At 61.0% G+C, this 19,485-nt stretch carries 23 protein-coding genes and 3 pseudogenes; 19 read left to right on the forward strand and 7 right to left on the reverse strand.

The annotated features are described in order from the left end of the window. Positions 1–1,228: 1,228 nt before the first annotated feature. The 5 genes from trbJ to HNR28_RS11350 all read left to right on the forward strand — a co-directional run bounded on the left by trbJ (position 1,229) and on the right by HNR28_RS11350 (position 4,460). Positions 1,229–2,041, forward strand: coding sequence for a P-type conjugative transfer protein TrbJ (trbJ, locus tag HNR28_RS11330; protein ID WP_151024281.1), 813 nt, complete (start codon positions 1,229–1,231; stop codon positions 2,039–2,041). A gap of 11 nt (positions 2,042–2,052) precedes the next feature. Beyond that, a complete protein-coding gene (gene trbK, locus HNR28_RS11335; RefSeq protein ID WP_151024282.1) occupies positions 2,053–2,286 on the forward strand; it encodes an entry exclusion lipoprotein TrbK in 234 nt (77 codons plus the stop codon). Positions 2,287–2,304: 18 nt separating this feature from the next. Beyond that, a complete protein-coding gene (gene trbL, locus HNR28_RS11340) occupies positions 2,305–3,879 on the forward strand; it encodes a P-type conjugative transfer protein TrbL (RefSeq protein WP_151024283.1) in 1,575 nt (524 codons plus the stop codon). 65 nt (positions 3,880–3,944) lie between these two features. Next, the gene (locus tag HNR28_RS11345; RefSeq protein WP_151024284.1) at positions 3,945–4,190 is read left to right on the forward strand and encodes a type I toxin-antitoxin system ptaRNA1 family toxin; all 246 of its coding nucleotides are present in this window, start codon (positions 3,945–3,947) and stop codon (positions 4,188–4,190) included. A gap of 12 nt (positions 4,191–4,202) precedes the next feature. Beyond that, entirely contained in the window at positions 4,203–4,460 is a 258-nt protein-coding gene (locus tag HNR28_RS11350) for a hypothetical protein (RefSeq protein ID WP_151024285.1), read from the forward strand. Positions 4,461–4,520: 60 nt separating this feature from the next. Here HNR28_RS11350 and HNR28_RS11355 read toward each other — a convergent pair whose 3' ends face one another. Genes HNR28_RS11355 through HNR28_RS11370 form a run of 4 tightly spaced genes read right to left on the reverse strand, consistent with a single transcriptional unit; the run spans position 4,521 to position 6,233 of the window. After that, a complete protein-coding gene (locus tag HNR28_RS11355; protein WP_170288437.1) occupies positions 4,521–4,853 on the reverse strand; it encodes a hypothetical protein in 333 nt (110 codons plus the stop codon). Between the two features lie 29 nt (positions 4,854–4,882). Next, a complete protein-coding gene (locus HNR28_RS11360; protein WP_184142910.1) occupies positions 4,883–5,131 on the reverse strand; it encodes a hypothetical protein in 249 nt (82 codons plus the stop codon). Continuing rightward, positions 5,128–5,985, reverse strand: a complete 858-nt coding sequence (locus HNR28_RS11365) for a recombinase family protein (protein ID WP_457912088.1) — start codon at positions 5,983–5,985, stop codon at positions 5,128–5,130. Before HNR28_RS11365 ends, HNR28_RS11360 begins: the two co-directional genes overlap by 4 nt. After that, positions 5,982–6,233, reverse strand: a complete 252-nt coding sequence (locus HNR28_RS11370) for a hypothetical protein (RefSeq protein ID WP_151024287.1) — start codon at positions 6,231–6,233, stop codon at positions 5,982–5,984. The genes HNR28_RS11365 and HNR28_RS11370 overlap by 4 nt, the downstream gene beginning before the upstream one ends. Positions 6,234–6,439: 206 nt before the next feature. On the opposite strand from HNR28_RS11370, the gene HNR28_RS11375 reads away from it, so the two are divergent. From HNR28_RS11375 to HNR28_RS11410, 8 genes and pseudogenes are all read left to right on the forward strand, one after another. After that, a complete protein-coding gene (locus HNR28_RS11375) occupies positions 6,440–6,718 on the forward strand; it encodes a CopG family ribbon-helix-helix protein (RefSeq protein WP_053244041.1) in 279 nt (92 codons plus the stop codon). Beyond that, positions 6,706–6,996 (forward strand): type II toxin-antitoxin system RelE/ParE family toxin, encoded by a 291-nt coding sequence (locus tag HNR28_RS11380; protein WP_053244040.1) that lies wholly within the window; start codon positions 6,706–6,708, stop codon positions 6,994–6,996. Before HNR28_RS11375 ends, HNR28_RS11380 begins: the two co-directional genes overlap by 13 nt. After that, complete coding sequence (locus HNR28_RS11385; RefSeq protein ID WP_053244039.1) at positions 6,997–7,257, forward strand: hypothetical protein; 261 nt, start codon at positions 6,997–6,999, stop codon at positions 7,255–7,257. 11 nt (positions 7,258–7,268) lie between these two features. Beyond that, entirely contained in the window at positions 7,269–7,682 is a 414-nt protein-coding gene (locus HNR28_RS18700) for a helix-turn-helix domain-containing protein (RefSeq protein ID WP_151024288.1), read from the forward strand. A gap of 26 nt (positions 7,683–7,708) precedes the next feature. Continuing rightward, the gene (locus tag HNR28_RS11395) at positions 7,709–7,951 is read left to right on the forward strand and encodes a hypothetical protein (protein WP_151024289.1); all 243 of its coding nucleotides are present in this window, start codon (positions 7,709–7,711) and stop codon (positions 7,949–7,951) included. Between the two features lie 40 nt (positions 7,952–7,991). Continuing rightward, positions 7,992–9,674, forward strand: a complete 1,683-nt coding sequence (locus HNR28_RS11400) for a hypothetical protein (protein WP_211369287.1) — start codon at positions 7,992–7,994, stop codon at positions 9,672–9,674. Continuing rightward, entirely contained in the window at positions 9,671–11,419 is a 1,749-nt protein-coding gene (locus HNR28_RS11405; RefSeq protein ID WP_151024290.1) for a hypothetical protein, read from the forward strand. The genes HNR28_RS11400 and HNR28_RS11405 overlap by 4 nt, the downstream gene beginning before the upstream one ends. A gap of 495 nt (positions 11,420–11,914) precedes the next feature. Next, positions 11,915–12,811, forward strand: a pseudogene (locus HNR28_RS11410) (tyrosine-type recombinase/integrase); the annotation flags it as partial. A 701-nt stretch (positions 12,812–13,512) separates the two neighbouring features. Here HNR28_RS11410 and HNR28_RS11415 read toward each other — a convergent pair. Then, on the reverse strand, positions 13,513–13,905 hold the full coding sequence (locus HNR28_RS11415) for a nuclear transport factor 2 family protein (protein ID WP_151024291.1): 393 nt from the start codon (positions 13,903–13,905) through the stop codon (positions 13,513–13,515). A gap of 70 nt (positions 13,906–13,975) precedes the next feature. On the opposite strand from HNR28_RS11415, the gene HNR28_RS11420 reads away from it, so the two are divergent. Beyond that, positions 13,976–14,785 (forward strand): AraC family transcriptional regulator, encoded by an 810-nt coding sequence (locus HNR28_RS11420; protein WP_244978278.1) that lies wholly within the window; start codon positions 13,976–13,978, stop codon positions 14,783–14,785. 164 nt (positions 14,786–14,949) lie between these two features. Here the strand turns inward: HNR28_RS11420 and HNR28_RS11425 are convergent, their stop codons facing one another. Further along, entirely contained in the window at positions 14,950–15,324 is a 375-nt protein-coding gene (locus HNR28_RS11425; protein WP_170288438.1) for a CerR family C-terminal domain-containing protein, read from the reverse strand. 48 nt (positions 15,325–15,372) lie between these two features. Here HNR28_RS11425 and HNR28_RS18500 point away from each other — a divergent pair, with 48 nt between their 5' ends. The 5 genes and pseudogenes from HNR28_RS18500 (at position 15,373) to HNR28_RS11445 (ending at position 18,074) form a co-directional block, all read left to right on the forward strand. Continuing rightward, entirely contained in the window at positions 15,373–15,705 is a 333-nt protein-coding gene (locus HNR28_RS18500; RefSeq protein ID WP_244978279.1) for a biotin/lipoyl-binding protein, read from the forward strand. Continuing rightward, positions 15,657–15,911, forward strand: a pseudogene (locus tag HNR28_RS18505) (HlyD family efflux transporter periplasmic adaptor subunit); the annotation flags it as partial. The gene HNR28_RS18500 and the pseudogene HNR28_RS18505, both read left to right, overlap by 49 nt. Positions 15,912–15,979: 68 nt before the next feature. Next, positions 15,980–16,360 (forward strand): annotated as a pseudogene (locus HNR28_RS11435) (ATP-binding cassette domain-containing protein); the annotation flags it as partial. A gap of 164 nt (positions 16,361–16,524) precedes the next feature. After that, complete coding sequence (locus HNR28_RS11440) at positions 16,525–17,751, forward strand: AAA family ATPase (protein WP_151024293.1); 1,227 nt, start codon at positions 16,525–16,527, stop codon at positions 17,749–17,751. A 2-nt stretch (positions 17,752–17,753) separates the two neighbouring features. Further along, a complete protein-coding gene (locus tag HNR28_RS11445) occupies positions 17,754–18,074 on the forward strand; it encodes a hypothetical protein (protein WP_184142889.1) in 321 nt (106 codons plus the stop codon). Between the two features lie 349 nt (positions 18,075–18,423). On the opposite strand, the gene HNR28_RS11450 is transcribed toward HNR28_RS11445, so the two are convergent. Further along, positions 18,424–19,329, reverse strand: coding sequence for a recombination-associated protein RdgC (locus tag HNR28_RS11450; protein WP_151024294.1), 906 nt, complete (start codon positions 19,327–19,329; stop codon positions 18,424–18,426). Between the last annotated feature and the right edge of the window lie 156 nt (positions 19,330–19,485).

A 19,485-nucleotide genomic window follows, 5' to 3' on the forward strand; every position in this document is an offset into this window, starting at 1 on the left:
CCCAGTTCTGCTGCCATCGGGCAGCCGTTCGTTCAACCGTAGGGGGGGTCAGTTTTAGGTGTCGCCAGGGGGTCAATTCCTGGTGTCGCTTGACATGCGTGGCACAGCCGCCCGGAATGTGGCACACCCGCCCGGAGTTAGCAGGATATTCAGGATATTCAGATCCTGCGCGGCGCAGCCCGCGCTTGAGGCGCGACCTGGCCTTGCCAGTCGGCCGTGGGCCGACGGTTGAACACCAAGGAGAGTGCAGGTGGTCGTCAGACCGCCTACAACGACCGCTATGGCCGTCTAGGGCTTCCCCTGCCCACAGGGGCGCCGAATCGTTCTTACAACGCCGCTACGGCCGCTTCAGGCCATCTGGGCCGCTCCGCCGCAGCCGCTCCTCCATTCTTGGCGTCCAACCAGGCCGCAGGCCGATACTTGCTTTTGCAATCGCCAGAGAAAGAATGCAGGCGAATTGGGCCAACAGCCCTTTAGTCGGTAAGAATAATAATATTCTTATTATTACTGCATAGCCCTTGCTGCCAAACGTCTGCGGCTTCGTGAACATGAGCGCGGTTCGACCAGTGTGGAACCCTCGCGGCCGCGATCAGAATTTCAGCGGCTAAATTTGCCGCCCCTCAAGTGTCAAAGAACGCAATACAAACCAGGAACATGCGACCGATAAAACCCGGGAAACCGGGCGTTCTGCGTTCGGGTCTGATCGTTCTTTGACAGATGCGGCGGCCCCGCTGCGCGGTCGCCGCTCGCGACAGTCAAATGTTTGCAATTTCCTGTATTTGCCTGTTTTTAATCGGTAGATCGTCGGTAAATGGCGGTCTATCGCTACGAAAACGCGGCCTTTCGCTGTATTCAGTCGGTTGCGGTCATTTCCATGCAATACACCGCCTTATACAGAAGGGACTGCATGATTTTCCTCAGAGTTTGCAGGTGCGTGAGCGGGGCAGGATAGGTGAAGTGGGCCCACCCGCGAGCGGGTGTTCCTTCTTCACTGTCCCTTATTCGCACCAGGCGGTGCTCAACGGGAATCCTGCTCTGCGAGGCTAGCGGGCTACCGCCGGCTAACCAAGTTGAGCGATGGAACGAGACGAGACAGACACGACCCGCTTGCCCAACAGGTGATTTTTGTGATGTCAACCGTTTTGTACAATCATTAGGTCGATCATATTCCGCATTGCAAGGCATGATCAGGCACACATTCGAAACGCGACTGATGGAGGTATATGCAATGCAAGCAAAGACGTACGGCGCCCTAATCAACAATCGAAAGCTGACCGCGAAGCCGAAAAATTTAGCGGCTAAAATCGCTCTTTCCATCGCCGCGACCTTTGGCGTCGCCACAATGCCAGCGCAAGCGGGCATTCCGGTCCTCGACGGTACCAACCTGTCGCAAACCACTGTCACCGCGATTCAGCAGGTTGCGCAGGTCCAGAAGCAAATCGATCAATACCGGACCCAATTGCAGCAGTATGAGAACATGCTGCAAAACACGGTCGCACCGGCGGCCTACATCTGGGATCAGGCACAGTCCACCATCAACGGGCTGATGCAGTCCATTGACACCCTGAACAACCTCACCAATCAGGCCGGTAGCCTGGATGCCTACCTGGGCAAGTTCCAGGACGTTTCCTATTACAAGTCGTCGCCGTGCTTCACCTCGGCCGGTTGCTCTGACACCGAACGCGCAGCGTTGGAGAAAACGCGCGCCCTGGGATCGCAGTCGCAAAAGGCGGCGAACGATGCGCTGTTCAAGGGCATCAAGGATCAACAGGAAAACCTCAAGTCGGACGCGCGCCAGCTCGAACGGCTGCAATCGAAGGCGCAGGGCGCACAAGGGCAGATGGAAGCCCTCGGCTACGCCAACCAGCTCGCCAGCCAGCAGGCTAACCAGCTCCTGCAAATCCGGGGGCTGTTGATCGCGCAACAAAACGCGATAGCGGCGCAATCAGCCGCCGAGTTGGATGAGAAAGCGCGCGGCCAAGCTCGGGCTACACAGTTGCGTACCTGGCAATACAAGGCCAGCTCGGCCGACGACTTCTAAGAGGGGCGTATATGCGGATTTTCCCTTTGATTGTGGTGGTCACTGTCGCTGCCGGCCTTGCCGGCTGCGACGATGTACCGGAGCCGACCGCAGCTACGTGCGCCCCTGACCTGCTCGAAAAATCGCTGTCGGAGATTCATAGCGAGACGAAGCGCCAAGCCTTCATGGATGGCTGCAAGTCGTTCCAGAAAGCGAAGGCAATGCGGCAGTGGGAATACAAGCCCAGCCCGGCCGACGACTTCTAATCCCGAGAGGGCAAGAACATGAAAATCACCTACTGGAAAGGGGCGGCAATCGTTGCAGTGTTGACGCTCTTGCTAGTCGAGCCAGTGCTAGCCCGAAGCACCGGCGGTCAACTGAGTAGCGGCGGCATCATGAACGATGTGCTGCGCCGATTCAATGAAGCTGCGAGCACCTGGGGAACGATCATCGAGGCCGCCGCCTCGCGGCTATTTTGGGCGCTCACGACCATTAGCATGGTTTGGACCTTCGGCATGATGGTGGTCCGAAAAGCGGATATCGGTGAGTTCTTCGCCGAGCTTTCGCGCTTCATTATCGTCACAGGCTTTTTCTGGTGGCTGCTGACAAACGCCGTCACCGGCATGAACATTGCCGGCACGATCATTACCTCAATGCAGAAGCTGGGCGCAGAGGCGGGCGGCCTTAGCACGTCCAATCTTGGACCTTCGAGCATCGTCGATCTTGGGTTCGATCTCTATAACCGAACAATCCAGGCCACCTCGGAATTGAGCTGGCGCGAAATGGGCACGGCGATAGTTATGGAGCTGCAAGCTCTGGCTGTTCTGTTGGTCCTGGCGCTTGTGTCGATCAATATGCTTCTGACGCTCGCATCGGCCTGGATCGTACTTTACTCCGGCATTATTGTCCTGGGGTTCGGTGGCTCCCGATGGACAACGGATATAGCCATCAACTACTACAAGACGATCCTCGGAATTGCCTTGCAGCTCTTGGCGATGGTTCTCATCGTCTCCATCGGCAAATCGTTCCTGACACACTATTTCGCCCAGCTAAGCAACAACCTGGCTACCCAGGAACTCGCCGTCATGCTGGTTGTTGCCATCATTTTGCTTGTCCTGGTCAACAAGGTGCCACCCCTCATCGCCGGCATCATCACCGGCGCAAGTGCGGGCGGCGGTGGAATCGGAAGTTTCGGCGCGGGAACCCTGTTCGGCGCTGGCATGACGGCGGCAGGACTCGCTACTCAAGCGGGCGCGGCCATTGCATCCGGCGGTGCCTCCTTGGCCGCATCTGCCGCCGGTGGCGCTGCGGCCGTAGCAGCGGCCGCGTCGAAGGCCAACGACAACGTCTCTGCGGGGACTGACATTCTGTCGACCATGATGGGTGGCGGTGGCGGTGGCGGTGGCAGCGCCGGTACCAGCAGCACCAGCGGCGACGCCGACGGTGGTAGTGGTGGCGTCTCTGGCAGTGGTGAAACGCCGTTGGCAGCGGCAGCAGGCCACAACAGCACCGGCGCACGCGGCGGCAACTCGGGCGGTGGCTTGGGTGGTGGCCGCTCGTCCGGCGGTATCGGGGCCACTGCGGCCAAGGGCGGCCGGATCGCGGCTGATACCGTCGCTAACCTCGCCAAAGGCATCGGCTCGAGGGCATCCACGAAGGCCGGCAGCATGGCCGACGCGGCAAAGAGCCGGATTGCAGAGACGACCGGCGGCAAACTCGCCGCGACGATCAAGGCGACCCATGGAAACAAAAGCGCTGGCACATTCGACGGAAATAACCTGGCCGGCACGAACGACAGCACAGCGGCCGGGGCAAATGACGAGGTGGCCGCGTTCGTGAACCGACCGCAGCCGACCTAAGCGCGCCGGCCGGCGCATCAACGCCGGCCGACACTTCCACTAACCACCTGTGAGAGAGGTGAAAAATGGCAACTCTACATCCTAACGAATTTTCCCAGGCAGTTCAGCACGCGGCAGTGGAATTGAACGCTATCGACTGGCTGGACCAGGACGCCGCGCACGAGCTGGGGCCGCTGGCCGAGGCAACGGCTAACCTGTTCATGGTGCTGTTCTACCAGGCTGAAACGGGCCTCGCGACGCGCGAGGACTTTTCGCAGGCCAGGGCGCAGCTCCAGCATGCCCTGGCCACCCGACACGTTCGCTTTCAATAAATCGGAGGCTTTATGGACTTCTTTCCCCCTCAATCGTTTTCCGACTTCCTGCTTGTCATGGGGGTGTTGTTCCTGGTGTTCGTGCCGGGCTTCTATCTGCTCGGCCAGCTCATTTGGGCGTTGGGTTTCGGCCCCCAGGCATCGGCGATCGCGGACAAGATGGAACGCATACAGCAGACCGTCATGCGGCCAACCGGGCATCGGCTGATCGGAACGGCTGACCAGCTCTCAAAACTGCGGGTCCGGCCATTTAGCGGCCGCCAGCGCTGACCCTTCTGCCCCGCGCTACGCGGGGCAGCTTCGTTTAATCATCGCCTTTAGTGGCTCATGCTAGCCGTTTATGATGAATTGCTCCGCGTCTTCCAGTGACGGAAAGACCTTACCCCCGTCTCGAAACTCCGGGCCATAGCGGTACGCTTTCCAGGCTCCGCAGTCCAATGGATGAGCCTCACCTAAAAACTGGCCTCTATCGGACTGGATGAGACGGGCCTTGAGCGGCTTTTCATGGACCGCCTTGACCTGGTTGATGAACTTGCTCGCGTTCTTCGCCTGGCGTTCCGTGATCTCCCCGGCCGCGAGCGCCTCTGCCACCGCTCCTAAATCCAGCCCTAGTTTGAGTTCATCCATACGACGCCGATTGGCGGGCTTTCTTGTTTCGCTCATACACACTCCACTTAGCTGCTAAATAGCTGTTACTGATTTCGCCGGCGCGCCAGCTCGGCGCGCGCCCATTCGATGGCCTGGCCCATGTCCTGGCGTAGCGCCTCGATCTCGGCCGGCGTGAGCGGGCGAGGGGAGGCCGCCATTGCCAGTTGCCGGCGAACGATAGCCAGCTCGGCCGGATCGCCGTCCGCCTCGACGGCGGCCAGCACGGCGGCCGCCAGCTCCGGGTCGTTGCGGTAGACCTCGGCCATTGCGTCGTCGTGGTGCCGGTCCTTCATGCCTGTTCCTCCTGGTGTCCATCGTCGGCGGCCGCCAGGGCGTCGGCTTCGCTCAAGGCGTCCTCCTGGAAGGCTCCCATATGTTCCGCCTCGGCCTGGCTGACCTCTGCCCATATCCGTTTGACCTGGGCGGGGCTGTAGCCGGCCAGCTCGGCCGTCCTGGTGATGCTATGACCGGATCGGCGCAAGGCGATGACCTGGGCGCGGCGCTTGGGATCGGCCCGCCGGCCCCGGTACTTGCCCGCATCCTTCGCCAGCTCGATGCCTTGGCGCTGCCGCTCGCGGCGGTCCTCGTAGTCGTCGCGGGCCATCTGTAGGGCCAGCTTCAAAAGCATGTCCTGGACCGATTCCAGCACGATCTTGGCGACGCCCTGCGCCTCGGCCGCCAGCTCGGACAGGTCTACAACGCCAGGGACGGCCAGGCGGGCGCCCTTGGCCCGGATCGCGGCAACCAGGCGCTCGGCTTCGGCCAGCGGCAAGCGGCTGATGCGGTCGATCTTCTCCGCAATGACCACCTCGCCGGGCTGTAGGTCCGCGACCATGCGCAGCAGCTCGGGCCGGTCGGGCCGAGCGCCGGATGCCTTCTCACGGTAGACGCCGGCGACGTAGTAGCCGGCCGCCCGCGCGCCCTCGATGATGCTTTCCTGGCGTTCCAGGTCCTGCGCGTCGGTGCTGACGCGCAAATAGACGCGGGCGACCTTGAGGGCTGGGGCCTCGTCAAACCTCATCGGCTCGGCCGGCGTCTTGTCGCGGAGCTGGTCGATGGCCTCGGCTTCGGCTTCGGTCAGGCCGCCTGCCTCGCGTGCGATCCCGGCCAGCATCGAACCGACGCGCCGGTCCTTCCTTGTGCTCATGCTGCCTCCTTCACCTGGTCCCACTGGTCGCCGTCCTCGATGCTCACGTCCGCCGGCAGCAAAGCCCTTGCAGCCGCCAGCGCGGCATCCCGGCCATCGTGGCGGCTGCGTTCCGCTGGCACACCATCACGCCAGGTCAGAACAACCCAGCTCGTTGGCGGGTATTCAGCGTCAAAAAGGGCCATCTCTACCGCGTACGCAACGGATTCAGGTTGTCGGCCGATGCGACCCTGGGGGATTGATTTCATGCGTTCGGCTCCTTTAGGTATAGGCTATTGCGCCTATCGTAGCCGACACGGCTCAATTCTGAAATGCCGATTTATATGCGCCTAGCGCATTTCTCTCGCCCTAATGAGCTTTCAAGACAGTTTCAGCACGGCCTCCTCGGGGGTGGACGGCAGGGCAGGAGCGAGCTATAGTACTAAAAGGTATTACCTTTTGCTACGGAGGCCACATGGCAACGGCAACATCCATCAAGCTCGATGACGAGCTGAAAGGGCGCGTCCAGCACCTGGCCGAAGCCCGCCGGCGCACGTCGCACTGGATCATGCGAGAAGCCATCGCGCAGTACGTCGAGCGCGAGGAAAAGCGCGAGGCGTTCAAACAGGATGCGCTCCGGGCCTGGGAGGACTATCAGCGCACCGGCCAGCATCTGACACTTGAGGAAGCCGACGCCTGGCTGGCGAAGCTGGAAGCCGGCGAGGATGCGGAGTTGCCTAAGTGTCACGTCTAATCTGGACGCCGCCGGCACTAGCTGATGTGCTGCGGCTCTATCGCTTCCTCGCGCCCAAGGATGCCAATGCGGCGCAACGCGCGGTGCAGGCTATCCGGGCCGGGGTCAAGATTCTGGCCCATCAGCCGCGCATTGGCCGCCCGGTCGAGGACATGGAACCCGAGTTTCGGGAATGGCTGATCGACTTCGGCAACGGCGGCTATGTCGCCCTCTATCGCTTCGACGGGGAGAACATCGCCATTCTTGCCGTTCGGCACCAGAAAGAAGCGGGGTATTGAATGGCACGCCTTTCGGTGACGGTCGATGACGACTTGAAGCGGGATTTTCTCGCGGCCGCGCGTGAGTATGGGTCCAGCGGCGCGGCCCTGGTGCGCGCGTTCATGCAAGCGGTCGTGGACGGCGGCAATGATCTGGATGGCCTGCGCGACCAGGTGCGCGCGGACCTGGAGCACCCTGCGCCGGCGCGAACGCCGGCAGCCGCGTTGCAGCTCGTGCGGCGGATCACCCTCGACATGCTGACCGCGCCGGCGAGCCAGTGAAGGACCAAGCGATGAGCAATGAACCCGTTGCCAGTGTGTGGGATGCCATCGAAAACACCCCCGCCGAAGCGGAAAACATGAAGCTGCGTTCGACGCTGATGATGGCCCTGGAAAAGCAAATCCGGGATCACGGATGGACGCCGGCCGAAGCCGCGCGCCGTCTTGGCGTGACGCAACCTCGCGTATCTGACCTGATGCGCGGGAAGATCAACGAATTCGGGCTTGATGCGCTTGTGAGCATGGCCGTCGCTGCGGGTCTGCTCAAGGACGATGTGGCATGGACGCAGCTCAAGGCATTGCTGGCCGAACGGATCGACGCCGGCCTGGCGGGGCAGGTGTCCGCCAAAGGCGTCGGTGAAATTCTCGATGATGAGCTAGCCCAGATCGACGCCGGCACTGGGCTAAATAGCACAGAAAGTCCTTAGCCAAGACGAACGCAACGGGAACGAGCATGACGAAGCCGCACCAGTACAACCAAGATGGGCTTTTTTTTATCACCAAGGAAGTTGCGGCTCAAATGATCGCCGGCGGCTACGAGTTCGAGCCGCCGCTCATTCCTTGCACCATCCGATTGGGTGACATACTGGAGCGCATGATCGATGCCGAGCTGGCATTGCAACCAGGCGAGATTGCAGAGCAGGAACGCAAGCGCCGACAAAACAAGCAGTCTTCGCGCTATGGATCCAATGGGTAAAGTAATGACAGCGAATGGGGCATCGGTAGACGAGACGGAATTGGCTGCGCAGCTTCGCACATGCGGTTTGGTTCGTACTGTTGCGGATCGTGGCTATCGTCGCTTGGATGATAGCCATTCTGCATTGCTCGAGACTCTTGCAACAATATTGAACGCTACTGATGCGCCACCGATTGACCTTCATATCGAAGAAGCGCTGGCGGAGTTGGAGGGACCGCGCTTCTTCTTTGTTCAGCATGTTCTATGCGATTTGATACCCCTTTTGAACGTAGATCAGGATGTCCTTCTTGCCTTCATCACGCGCCTGCTTGATGCGGGCGGCAACGACTTGGCTGCAGGTGCCCCTAGTACTGCTTTTGGGGAATGGACGAGGAAGAACCCAGTCAGAGCTTTCAAGGTCTACGAAGCAGCACGTGCCGGTGATAACCTGGCTTTGCGTCAGCTATTCACGGTTCTCGTAATGAACACCGATATCGAAGAAGGCCTCATTTTCGCGCAGGCTCACGAGCGCGAGGCGAAGCTCGCTGCCCTCTCAGCTTTGGGTGCCATGGAACTGGGTGAACGCTACGACGAGGTGCTCAACATACTGCTCCAAGGGGCGTCCAGCAATGACGAAGACATCGCATTCCGTTCCCTCGAAGCGGGCTATCGTGCTGCTGCACAGCGAAAAACACTCGCACCAGTCGGCTTGGACGAACAACTTGAACGGGTCGTTCAGACGAGGAGTCCCATCTCGATCCACTTGGCAGTGGACCTGCTGTGGCGTCACCGGGTCGGTCTCACAGAAAACGCTATGAACCTGTGCCTTGATGCCGCTGCGGATGTTGACCCAGATAGCGCAGGAACGATTTCGCACCTCGACCATGCAGCATATCTGCTTGTCGGTGCAGGGCATGCTGAGAAAGTGATTTCCCTGCTTAGTAAGTTATTTGATCGTTCAAAAGGCCGGATTACGCTGAGCGCGTTCCAGAGCACTTACTACGCGCTGAAAAATGCCGGCTCTGATGTGGTGGGTGGCGCGGTTGTGTACTGGCTGCTGAACGGGAATACGTACACCCACCAATGCGTGGCTAGCGAAGTTTGCGGTGTCGGAAACGATGATCCTCCTTTCTCCATCCCTACGTCATCTATTCCATTGGAGCCATTGGATCAACTATATCTCTGCCGCAAGGCCATTGGGTGGTTCTTCATTGATCCTCTGGCCGCAGTTACTATACCGTTAGCGGTACTTCGCGATGGGGCTTCAGATATCAAAAATGATGTCCTCGATCTGATCTATCACCCCTTGCTGGTGAGCTATGGGGGAAAGTTGAAGGACTACCTTGAGCGTTACGCTGAGAGCATTCCGGACGTTGCTGAAGTGCTCACACGAAAGGCGGCACTTCAAGATGCGATGGAAGGTATTGAGCGTTTAGTCGAGCTGCACCCTAGTGAAATGCAGCGCGAGGCGGCACACGTCCAATGGCACGAGCAGATGGAACGGAGCATGGAGCAGGGGCGCCGGAAATCTATTTTTGAGGATCTCGTCACTAAACAATACATCCTATATGGCCGATCGTCGTTGACGCCGATCCACACCGGAGAGGGCACCACACATCTCACCGAGACTGGGATGCATTCGTTCTCGGTCTCGTCAGAGTTGCCCATCCTCGACATCGTTGACCCAGTTGGACTCGAGCATATGCTCTTGCAATTCAAGCTTGAGCAGCGAGAGCAGAGATGAAACTTGTCGTAATGCACTATCTGCGCTCGCTACGCGAGCGTGACGAACTCGACGCTATTCTGCCTGATCTTTTGGCTGAGAGTGGTTTTGAAGTTCTAACCCGTCCCCGTCGCGGTACCCGGCAAGCTGGTGTCGACGTAGCGGCAGTTGGCCCCAATCCCGATCGGGATGGCACTCGAAGCCTGTTCCTGTTTACGATCAAGTCCGGTGATTTGACACGAGAGCATTGGGATACTGGCCAGCAGGCTGTACGTCCGTCACTGAATGAGGTTTTGGATGACTATATTCCGAACCGCATCCCGCCCCATTTTGCGGATTTGCCTGTTGTTATATGCGTCTGCATGGGCGGCGAGATGCGCGAGGATGTTCGTGCTCAGTGGAGTGGTTACTGTCGGGCGAACGAGAAAGCCAACGTTCACTTTGCCGAATGGAACGGGGATCGTCTCTCCGATTTGATCCTCAGCGGCATGTTGCGTGCTGAGTTAATTGAGAGCGAGAATCGGGGGCTATTTCAGAAGGCGCTAGCGATGCTTGATCAGCCCGACGTCGCTTATCGGCATTTCCGTCAATTACTCAATGTCATCTTCACTGAGCCGAAGAGCCAGGCAGAGCGCACACGTCAGCTACGTAAGGCCTACCTGTGCCTTTGGATACTCTTTGTGTGGGCTCGCGACACCGATAACCTTGAGGCTGCATATCGAGCATCCGAGTTGGTGCTGCTACGCAGTTGGCCCCACTGTGATAGTACCCGTCTACGCAGGGGAGCGGCGCAACAGGAGCGGCTAGCTCATTTCGATCAGGTTTTCAAACTGCACCTAATCATCGCTCGCCTTCTACTAGTCGAGAAGATTGGCCCGTTCGCCGACAAACGCTATGCGCTTTCAATGGCCGTAAATTCACGTTACGCAGTAGACATCAACATCGCGCTGTTCGAGACACTGGGTAGGTTGTCTCTCCACGGGTTATGGCTAGATGCCATCAGTGCTGGGGGCGATGCGGCATTCGCACAGGCAATGAGTGAAGGAGCAGACGAGGCGCTCAACATAGCGATTGGGATGCTGAACGCGAACCCGGCGCTTGCCGTCCCCGTTCGTGACGATTTCACGATTGAATTGGCGCTGTTTATGCGTCTCGCAGATGTGCGCGGACGCCTATCTAATGTTGCTGACTACATCCGCAGCATGTCCGATCATCTTTGCTACGGACTGCGGGCTCGGCGGCACTATCCGACGCCGACGACAGAATATCGTGATGTCCTCTCACATCCAAGAGAACGCAGTGACGCATACTTCGAAGAGCATACGCGTGCGGGGATTCTTTACACTTTCGTGCTCGCTTGGCTTGCGATGATAGGAGATCAGGAGCGAGCAGAGCAGTTGCGCAGCACGCTGTTAGAGTACGCTCCGCACATGACCCACCAAATCTGGATTCCCGACGCACGAACCGATGAGGTTTTCTGGGATGGTGATCGAGATCACGGGGTGTCGGTACCAGGTCTGCCACTCAATGACTCGCTAGAGGCCGTTTTTAGCCTACTGAACCGTGTGATGAAGGAGTATCCGCTGGATGAGCGGATAAGCGCTGTCCGAAATCACCTGACTCCAATTTTTCTTATGGCCTGCCGCCACTATCGCATGCCTGTACCACCACATGTTTGGCAAGGTCAGAAGCGTTCATCGCCTGACAGCACCGTTTCCGATCAAAGAGTGCCGGATACGGAGAAGCAGCAGTCGCAAGGCGGATAATCTTTGGCGTGGGCACACTTCTGCCGGAGTGCAGTCCAACAAAATCAGAGGTGAGGGCAGTAGATTCCGATGTGGCCAAGGTGGCTGTCGATCATGGTATTTTTCATGGCATCTTTAGCGTGAATGATCTTACAGCATTGAATTAAAATAACTTTTTCGATCTATCTATAAGGAGTGGGAGTGAATTGATGTCCTTCGAGGACTATCGCCAGTTATCGAGAAATCGCCGTAACGTGTTGATTCATTGAGGAAATGAGTCACGGCATCTATCGGTGGCTATCGCCGGCCAGCAAAACAGGTTGACGGTGGCGCTGGCGGTAAGAATCGAGGCCGGATTAAGACACTCTCGTTCACTATTGAGACTTTTACCGTCTTTGACGGTAAAAGTTTTCTCGGAGAATCTTGTTTTAAGCGGCTTTCCGGGCATCAGCAGGTCTCCAGGTCCTTGACGGTAAAACCTGACGGTAAAGCCGTCAAAAGCCGGAGAAAACCTCGATGCTTACTGACACTGCACTACGACATCTGAAGCCTAAGTCCAAGATTTATAAGGCTTCTGACCGTGATGGCTTGTGCGTGACGGTATCGCCCAGCGGTACCATCACCTTCCGCTACGACTACCGTCTCCACGGCCGCCGGGAGACGTTGACCATCGGACGCTACGGACCAGGCGGCATCTCACTGGCGATGGCGCGCGAGCTGCTCCTGGAGGCGCGGAAGTCCGTTCAGGCAGGTATATCCCCCGCGCTTGAAAAGCAGCGCGAGAAACGCCGCGTGGTCGCCAGCAAGACCTTTGGCATGGCGATGGAGGCGTGGCTGACCAATGCAAGGTTGGCAGACAGCACTCGGGCTGCGCGCAAGCACATCATCAACCGGGACATCCTGCCGGCTTTCCAGAATCGCCTGCTGACTGAAATCCATGCTGAAGACCTGCAGGCCTTGTGCAACAAGGTCAAGGAACGCGGTGCGCCAGCCACTGCGGTTCAGATTCGGGACATCGTGAAGCAGGTCTATGTCTACGCCATCGCCCACGGCGAAAAGGTGGACAACCCCGCCAACAGCGTGGGCGCGGCGTCGATCGCCACCTTCGTCCCGAAGGACTGCGCCTTGTCGCCGGTGGAAATCCGACTGTTCGTGCAACAGATGGAATCGGTGGCGACCTATCCGACCATCAAGCTGGCGCTGCGCCTGATCCTGCTGACGCTGGTACGCAAGAGCGAACTGATCCAGGCCACCTGGGATGAAGTCGATTTCGAGAGCAAGGCCTGGACGATCCCGACGCAGCGGATGAAGGGACGCAACCCGCACGTGGTCTATCTGTCGCGCCAGGCACTCGACATCTTCGTGACGCTGCACGCCTGCGCGGCCGGCTCAAGGTTCGTAAGCGCCCGCCGAACACACTCTTGAGCCCATCAGGGGTCTTCCGATAGTGGGCTTGCTTCATTTGCTCCACACCTGACCCATTTGCTCGACGACGCCCCTGTGCCTGTCGTCGTGATGGCCGTGGAGGAGGCAGCCTCGCATACGCATCTGCCACCAAAGCAGGTCTGGCGCAACGTGGCGAAGCTGGCCGGATCGTTGTCCGTGCACCTTCGCACGCTGTGGGTATGAAGTCCGGAGCCTTGCCCCTAGTGGTCCCTGGGAGAAACTGTTCCCGCGAGCGCTGGCGCTGATCGACGAGATCAGCCGGCATGGCGGCATCATGGCCCCGTTCTGGGCGTTGGGTGGTGGAACGGTGCTGATGTTTCGTCACCACCACCGGCTGAGCCAAGATTTCGTCGCCGCCTCCAATCTTCTGGACGACGCTTGGGACATCCGGGATATCGGCGGTTGCGCAGTGAAAGGGCACGTCGCGCTGGCCTTCGGCCGGAAGGCGCCGGACCGCGATACGGCAGTGGCACTGGTCGCCGCCCAAATGGCGCAGGTTCTGCCGGGCGCATCGCTGGTTCGGACGGATGCCGGGGGCCGCCCAACACCGCGCCCAGGCCGTTCCGCTCTGGGCGCGGTGAAAAGCAAAACCAGGCGCGGCAGCAGCCGTGACCCATCTCCAAGCAAACAGTTGAATCACGTCACATCGGGCGGCGACGCGGCGTGCATCATTTCATGTGGCCTATATCGCGATCGGACTCCGCGCCTTCGAGCATCAGCGTGATTTCCTCGATGCGCGCGAAGCGCCCCTCGGCATCCAGTTCCGCGAACAGATACACCTCCTGTACGACTCGTGTGCCGTCGCGCTTGCTGACGTGGACGCGATGGTGGTCGGCGTAGCGCTGGCCGTCACGCAGTTCGTCCAACACTTCGATGCGGGCCGATGCCACTACCTCGCGCAGCTTGCGCGCGTGCTGCGCGAACGCTTCGCGATCGTCCCAGTGTCCGTTGGTGCGCTGCCGGTAGCCGGGACTGAAATGGCGGTCGAGCACATCCTCCAGCGGGCGCCGCTGCTGGTTGAGGATGTCGTCCAGGGCGGAGCGGATGTCGGTTGTTCGCATGGGGTGTCGTTCCTGTCAGTAGATCGAACCGCCACTGTAGGCAAGCCAGGACGGCGTGGGTACGGTATAAATGTCATTTAATACCTTTTTGACGCCAATCATGTCCGATCCAATGATCCTTCCAGCGCAAGCCGCTGACGCGGGTGGTCCGCCCCTGCTGGCAGTGCTGCGCCGGTCTGGCGAGGTGCGCGTGACGCACCGCCATCGCCATGCACGCGGGCAATTGCTCGGGGCGGCGCAAGGCTTGCTGTCGGTCGATGCGGACAACAGCCGCTGGGTAGTGCCGGCCACACATGCCGTCTGGATACCACCGGGCGTGCAGCATGGGCTGCGCTCGCATGGACCTTTCTCGGGATGGAGCGTGTACGTGGCGGCATCCGCCTGCGCCGAGTTGCCCGGCGATGCGTGCGTCCTGGCCGTCTCCGGCCTGCTGCGCGAGGCCGTGACGCGCGCCGCTTCGTGGACAGGCGATGCGCTGAATGCGCCGCAGGTGCGGCTGTCGGGCGTCATCCTCGATGAGATCCGTTCGTCGCCGCGAGTGGCGCTCGGCCTCCCCATGCCGCGGGATGCACGCCTGCTCAGGATCGCGCGGGCGCTGTCCGACCGACCCGATGAGGGGCGGCGGCTGGAGGAATGGGCCGAGTGGGCAGGCATCGCGCCTCGCACGCTGACCCGCCGGTTCATCGCCGAGACGGGGTTCACCTTCACCGAATGGCGCCAGCGCGTGCGCCTGCTGGAGGCGCTGGAACTGCTGGCCGCCGGCAGGCCGGTGAAGGCGGCCGCGCTGGACCTGGGCTACGACAACGTGAGTGCGTTCATCGCTTTGTTCCGGCGGGTTTTTGGCGTCACGCCGGGGCGGTATGAGGCATCGATGCGCTGATTCGGCTTTCAATCGCGCGTTCCGGCGTGCTGCGTCCTCAGGCTTTCGGGCTGCGCTCTATGCCGTCTTTGCCGTCACGGCCATTCGGCTCCCATCTCTCCCGCCTTCACGCCTGCGGCGTTGCGCGCTGCGCTTGCCTCCAGGGAAAAACCCCTTCGCGCCGCCTACTTCTTTCGGCGGCCGGGACGATGCAGCCGGTAATTGCCGCCCATCGCCTCCAGCCCTGCGATTGCGAATCGGTGCAGATGCTCGACGACTTTGTTGCGCGGCATCCGCAGGATCGCCTGGACGAGGCCGGGGATGCCGCGCCGTCCGAGCTGCAGCAACATGCACGGTGCTAGGACGCTGACCAGACACTGCAGCAGGGCCGGGTCCTTTGCGGGAATGCCTGTGATCTCGGTGAGGATTTCCATGACCAGCGATGCCTTCGTCGGCACCTCGGACCGGAGGAGCACCTGGATGTGGGAGGACGGCGCGAGAACCTCGGCCGCCAGGACGGCGAGGTGCCAGCCTGCCGGATCGCCTGCTGCCCTTGGCACGAGGCAGTCGATCAGCTCCTGGAGTCAGTCCCTTGCCGGCAAGGCGCTTTGGACGGGTCGCTGCAGGTCGGCGATGTCCACCAATCGGCGATGGGCCTCGATCGTGTTCATGATTCGTGCCGGCGGGCACGAGGCTTTCACCAGCGTTGCGGCGACGACGGCACGCTGGTGCTGCACGGCAATGTGGATATCCGGCAGATTTCGCTGGCCTTCGATGGCAGTGGGCGCGTCGTGCAGTTGCGTGCCGAGGAAGACGACCGCGTGAAGGCAGGAGCCGTGCTGGGCTTGCTGGACACTCGCGCAGTGGTGCTGCAGGCCGAGCAGGCCCAGGCAGCGAATCCGACCTGGGCAGGGTCAAGCCCGGCCAGAACGCGCGCGTGACCACGGATGGCGCCCCCGACCGGTCCATCGAGGGCAAGGTCGGCCACATCTCGTCGGTGGCCGAGTTCACACCCAAGTCGGTGCAGACCGAGGAACTGCGTACCAGCCTCGTCTACGAGGTGCGGGTGCTCGTCGAGGATCCGCACGACGTGCTGCGTCTGGGGCGGCCGGCGACGGTTTGCCTGATGGCTGGCGCCGCGCAGTGAGCGACAGCGGCGCAACCGTTCTCGCCGCGGCCCTGCGCAAGACCTTCGAGGCACCGGGCGGCGGGCCGCTGCATGCCGTCGACGAGGTGTCGCTGCGCGTGCGCCCGGGCGAGCTGACGGCGCTGGTCGGCCCGGACGGTGCCGGCAAGACCACCCTGATGCGCATGATGGCCGGGTTGCTCAAGCCGGACGCGGGGACATTGCGCGTGCTCGGCATCGACGTCGCCAAAGACCTGAAGGCAGTGCAGGACCGGATCAGCTGCATGCCGCAGCGCTTCGGCCTGTACGAGGACCTCAGCGTGCAGGAGAACCTGGACCTGTACGTCGACCTGCATGGCGTGCCGCGGGAGGTTCGCCGCGAACGCTTTGCGCGCATGCTGGAGATGACCGACATGGCGCGCTTCACCGGCCGCCCGGCCGGCAAGCTGTCGGGCGGCATGAAGCAGAAGTGCGTGGGGGGCGCGTGGCTGCGCTTGAGCCGAAGATCTTCTGATTTGTTTGGCGCGTGTCCTTCCATGTAAAAATGGCGCAGCCGGGCGATGGCTGGTTTTGTCCATGGCCCGCCGCCCAGTCTCGGGTAGCCTGGAGCCTCAACTCGCAAGGAATGATCAGTATGGCCATTATCGAAGGATTTCGCGTCCGGAACTTCCGTGCGTTGCGCGATGTGACGCTGGGAAAATTATCTGGCCAGGGAGGCGAGCCCCTGACGCCTTTTACAGTGGTCGTCGGCAAGAACGGTGTAGGCAAGAGCTCCTTGTTCGATGCGTTCGGCTTCGTGGCCGACTGTCTGGCCATGGATGTGGAAACGGCGTGCGATTTGAAGCAGCGTGGCGGTTTCGAGCGGTTGCGGTCGAAAGGGGTGGATGAGCCGATCCGCTTCGAGATCTATTATCGGGAGGAACCCAAGGAACGGCCCATTACCTACGAGCTTTCCATCAATCTGGACACCTCGGGAAGGCCGTTCGTCGAATCGGAGGTGCTCAAGCAGCGCCGCAAAGGGCAGAAGCACGGCCGGCCGTACCCCTTTTTGCGACTAGACCATGGCAAGGGCAAGGTATGGGCGGGCGAAGAAGCGCTTGAAATCGAAGGCGAAGAAGATCGCGCCCAGACGGACGTGGAACTGACCGATCCGCGTCAACTGGGCATCGCCACGCTGGGTACCCTGAAGGAACATCCGCGCATCAAGCGATTCCGCGACTTCCTGAAGGGCTGGTATCTTTCGTATTTCTACCCCGATGCGGCGCGCAGCCTGCCCAGCGCAGGGCCACAGCGGCATCTGAATGTGCATGGAGACAATATCGGCAATGTCGTGCAGTTCATGGAGCGGGAGCACAAGGATCGGTTCAGGAACATTCTGGATCGTATCGCCAGCAAGATCCCCGGCATTGCCAGGATCGACACGGAGGTGACGGCGGACAAGCGGGTGTTGCTGCGTTTCAATGATGGCGCGTTCGACGATCCATTCTTTGCGCAGCAGATGTCCGATGGCACGCTCAAGGTGTTTGCCTATCTTCTGCTGCTGGAAGATCCCGATCCGCCGCCATTCATCTGCATCGAGGAGCCCGAGAATGGCTTGTATCACAAGCTGCTGGAGGCCCTGGCGCAGGAGTTTCGTGCGCATGCAAGCGGCAAGAAACATGCGCCACAGATTTTTGTGACGACGCATCAACCGTATTTCGTCGATGCGCTGGCACCCGAGGAAGTGTGGATTCTGGAAAAGGGCGCCGATGGCTATTCGACGATACGCCGAGTATCCGAATTGGAGATGGTCAGGAACCTGGTGGCCGAAGGCTTGCCGCTGGGTGGACTGTGGTACAGCGATTATCTCGATGCGAGGTAGGCATGCACATCGAGTTTCTGGTGGAAGATGTATCGGGAGAGAAGCTGCTCGAAGCCGTACTGCCCAAGCTGCTTGGCGGACAGGGCGATCCGCACACATGGCGAACGCATTCTTACAAAGGTATTGGGCGCGTCCCGAAGCATTTGAAGCCTGGTACGGATGCATCGAAACGGATACTGCTTGACCGACTGCCTTTGGCATTGCGGGGGTACGGTAAAACCCCTGGTATCGATGCCGTCGTGGTGGTATTGGCCCCCTGCTGGATCCAGATCGCAACCTCTAGCCCAGTTTTGGCAAACTGCGTGAGGGCCTGCGCCGTTTGATCGCGCCATGAGCGCCGTCGAAACCGCAACATCCGTTGATGGATCCTCGCGGCATGCAAGCCGTGAGAAGGACGCAAGCCGAAGGCGCAGCGTGGGGGGCCCTGTTTTGCCGCCGGGCCGCCCCAAGGCAAAATGCGCCCCCCGTGGGGGGGCAGCAAGCCGAAGGCGCAGCGTGGGGGGCCCTGTTTTGCCGCCGGGCCGCCCCAAGGCAAAATGCGCCCCCCGTGGGGGGCAGCAAGCCGAAGGCGCAGCGTGGGGGGCCTGTTTTGCCGCCGGGCCGCCCCAAGGCAAAATGCGCCCCCCCAAGGGGGGGCAGCAAGCCGAAGGCGCAGCGTGAGGGGCCCTATTTCTATTTCGTATCCGACCGCATCCCGCCCAGCGCCGCGACCAGGTCGTCCAGCAGGCGCGCCAGCTCGCCCGCCATCAGGGCGAAGTCGGCCTCGAACTGCTCGGCCTCGTTGGCGGCCTGGGCGTCCTGGTGTTCCTTCAGCACGTCCAGCGGCGCCACGCGCTTGATGTCCAGGTTGTCGGTCAGCACGAAGGACACGCGGTCGTTCCAGGTCATGGCCAGGCGCGTGCACTGCTTGCCCGCCTGGACGTGGCGGCGGACCTCGTCGAGCTCCACCGTCTGGCGCACGTAGCGCACGGTGGCGCGCGACTCGCCGGTGGAGCGCAGTTCCGTGTCCTGGTCGACGGAGAAGCCGGCCGGGGGTTCGTCCTCGGACAGCCACAGCGTCATGGCGGCCGCGGGCGACATCTCCACGTGCAGCGGCACGATGGGGAAGGGCGTGAGCGTCTTGGCCAGCAGGCTCAGGACCTCGTCGCTGCGCGCGGCGGCCGCGGCGTCGATGGCCACCCAGCGGTTCACGGTGTCGATCCAGATCCGCGTGTCGTGGGCGATGACGAAGGCGCGCGGCAGCAGCTCCATCGTCATCTGCTCCTTGATCTCCTTCATCTGCTTGCGCCCGGGCTTGTAGCCCTGCTGCTCCTCGATCTGCAGGGCGCGCGCGCGGCTGGCCTGGTTGACGACCGTGGCCGGCAGCAGCTTCTTTTCAGTGTGCAGGTTCAGCAGGATCTGGCCGTGCTGCGCGTAGACCAGGCCGCTGTCCTCGCGCGGCGGCAGCCAGCCCGACACCTGGCTGTCCTGGCTGCCGCCGGGCTGGAAGGCGAGCGGCTCCAGGGCCGCTTCGAGGTCGGCGGGGGTCAGGGAGGCGTTGGGGGCGAGGCGATAGAGTTTGAGATTCTTGAACCACATGGTCTTGTACGGCGGGGCCGGCGGGCGGCGGTGAAAATGGGCCTTGATTGTACGCGGTAAAGTCTCCGGCGGCCGATCCCGTGCAGCGCACAGGCGCGGCGGCGCGCGTAGGGGCCGGCGGGCGATTGGTATATGCTATGCCTCCATCGAATCCGG

Source organism: Castellaniella defragrans, assembly GCF_014203015.1.
Lineage (GTDB): Bacteria > Pseudomonadota > Gammaproteobacteria > Burkholderiales > Burkholderiaceae_B > Castellaniella > Castellaniella defragrans.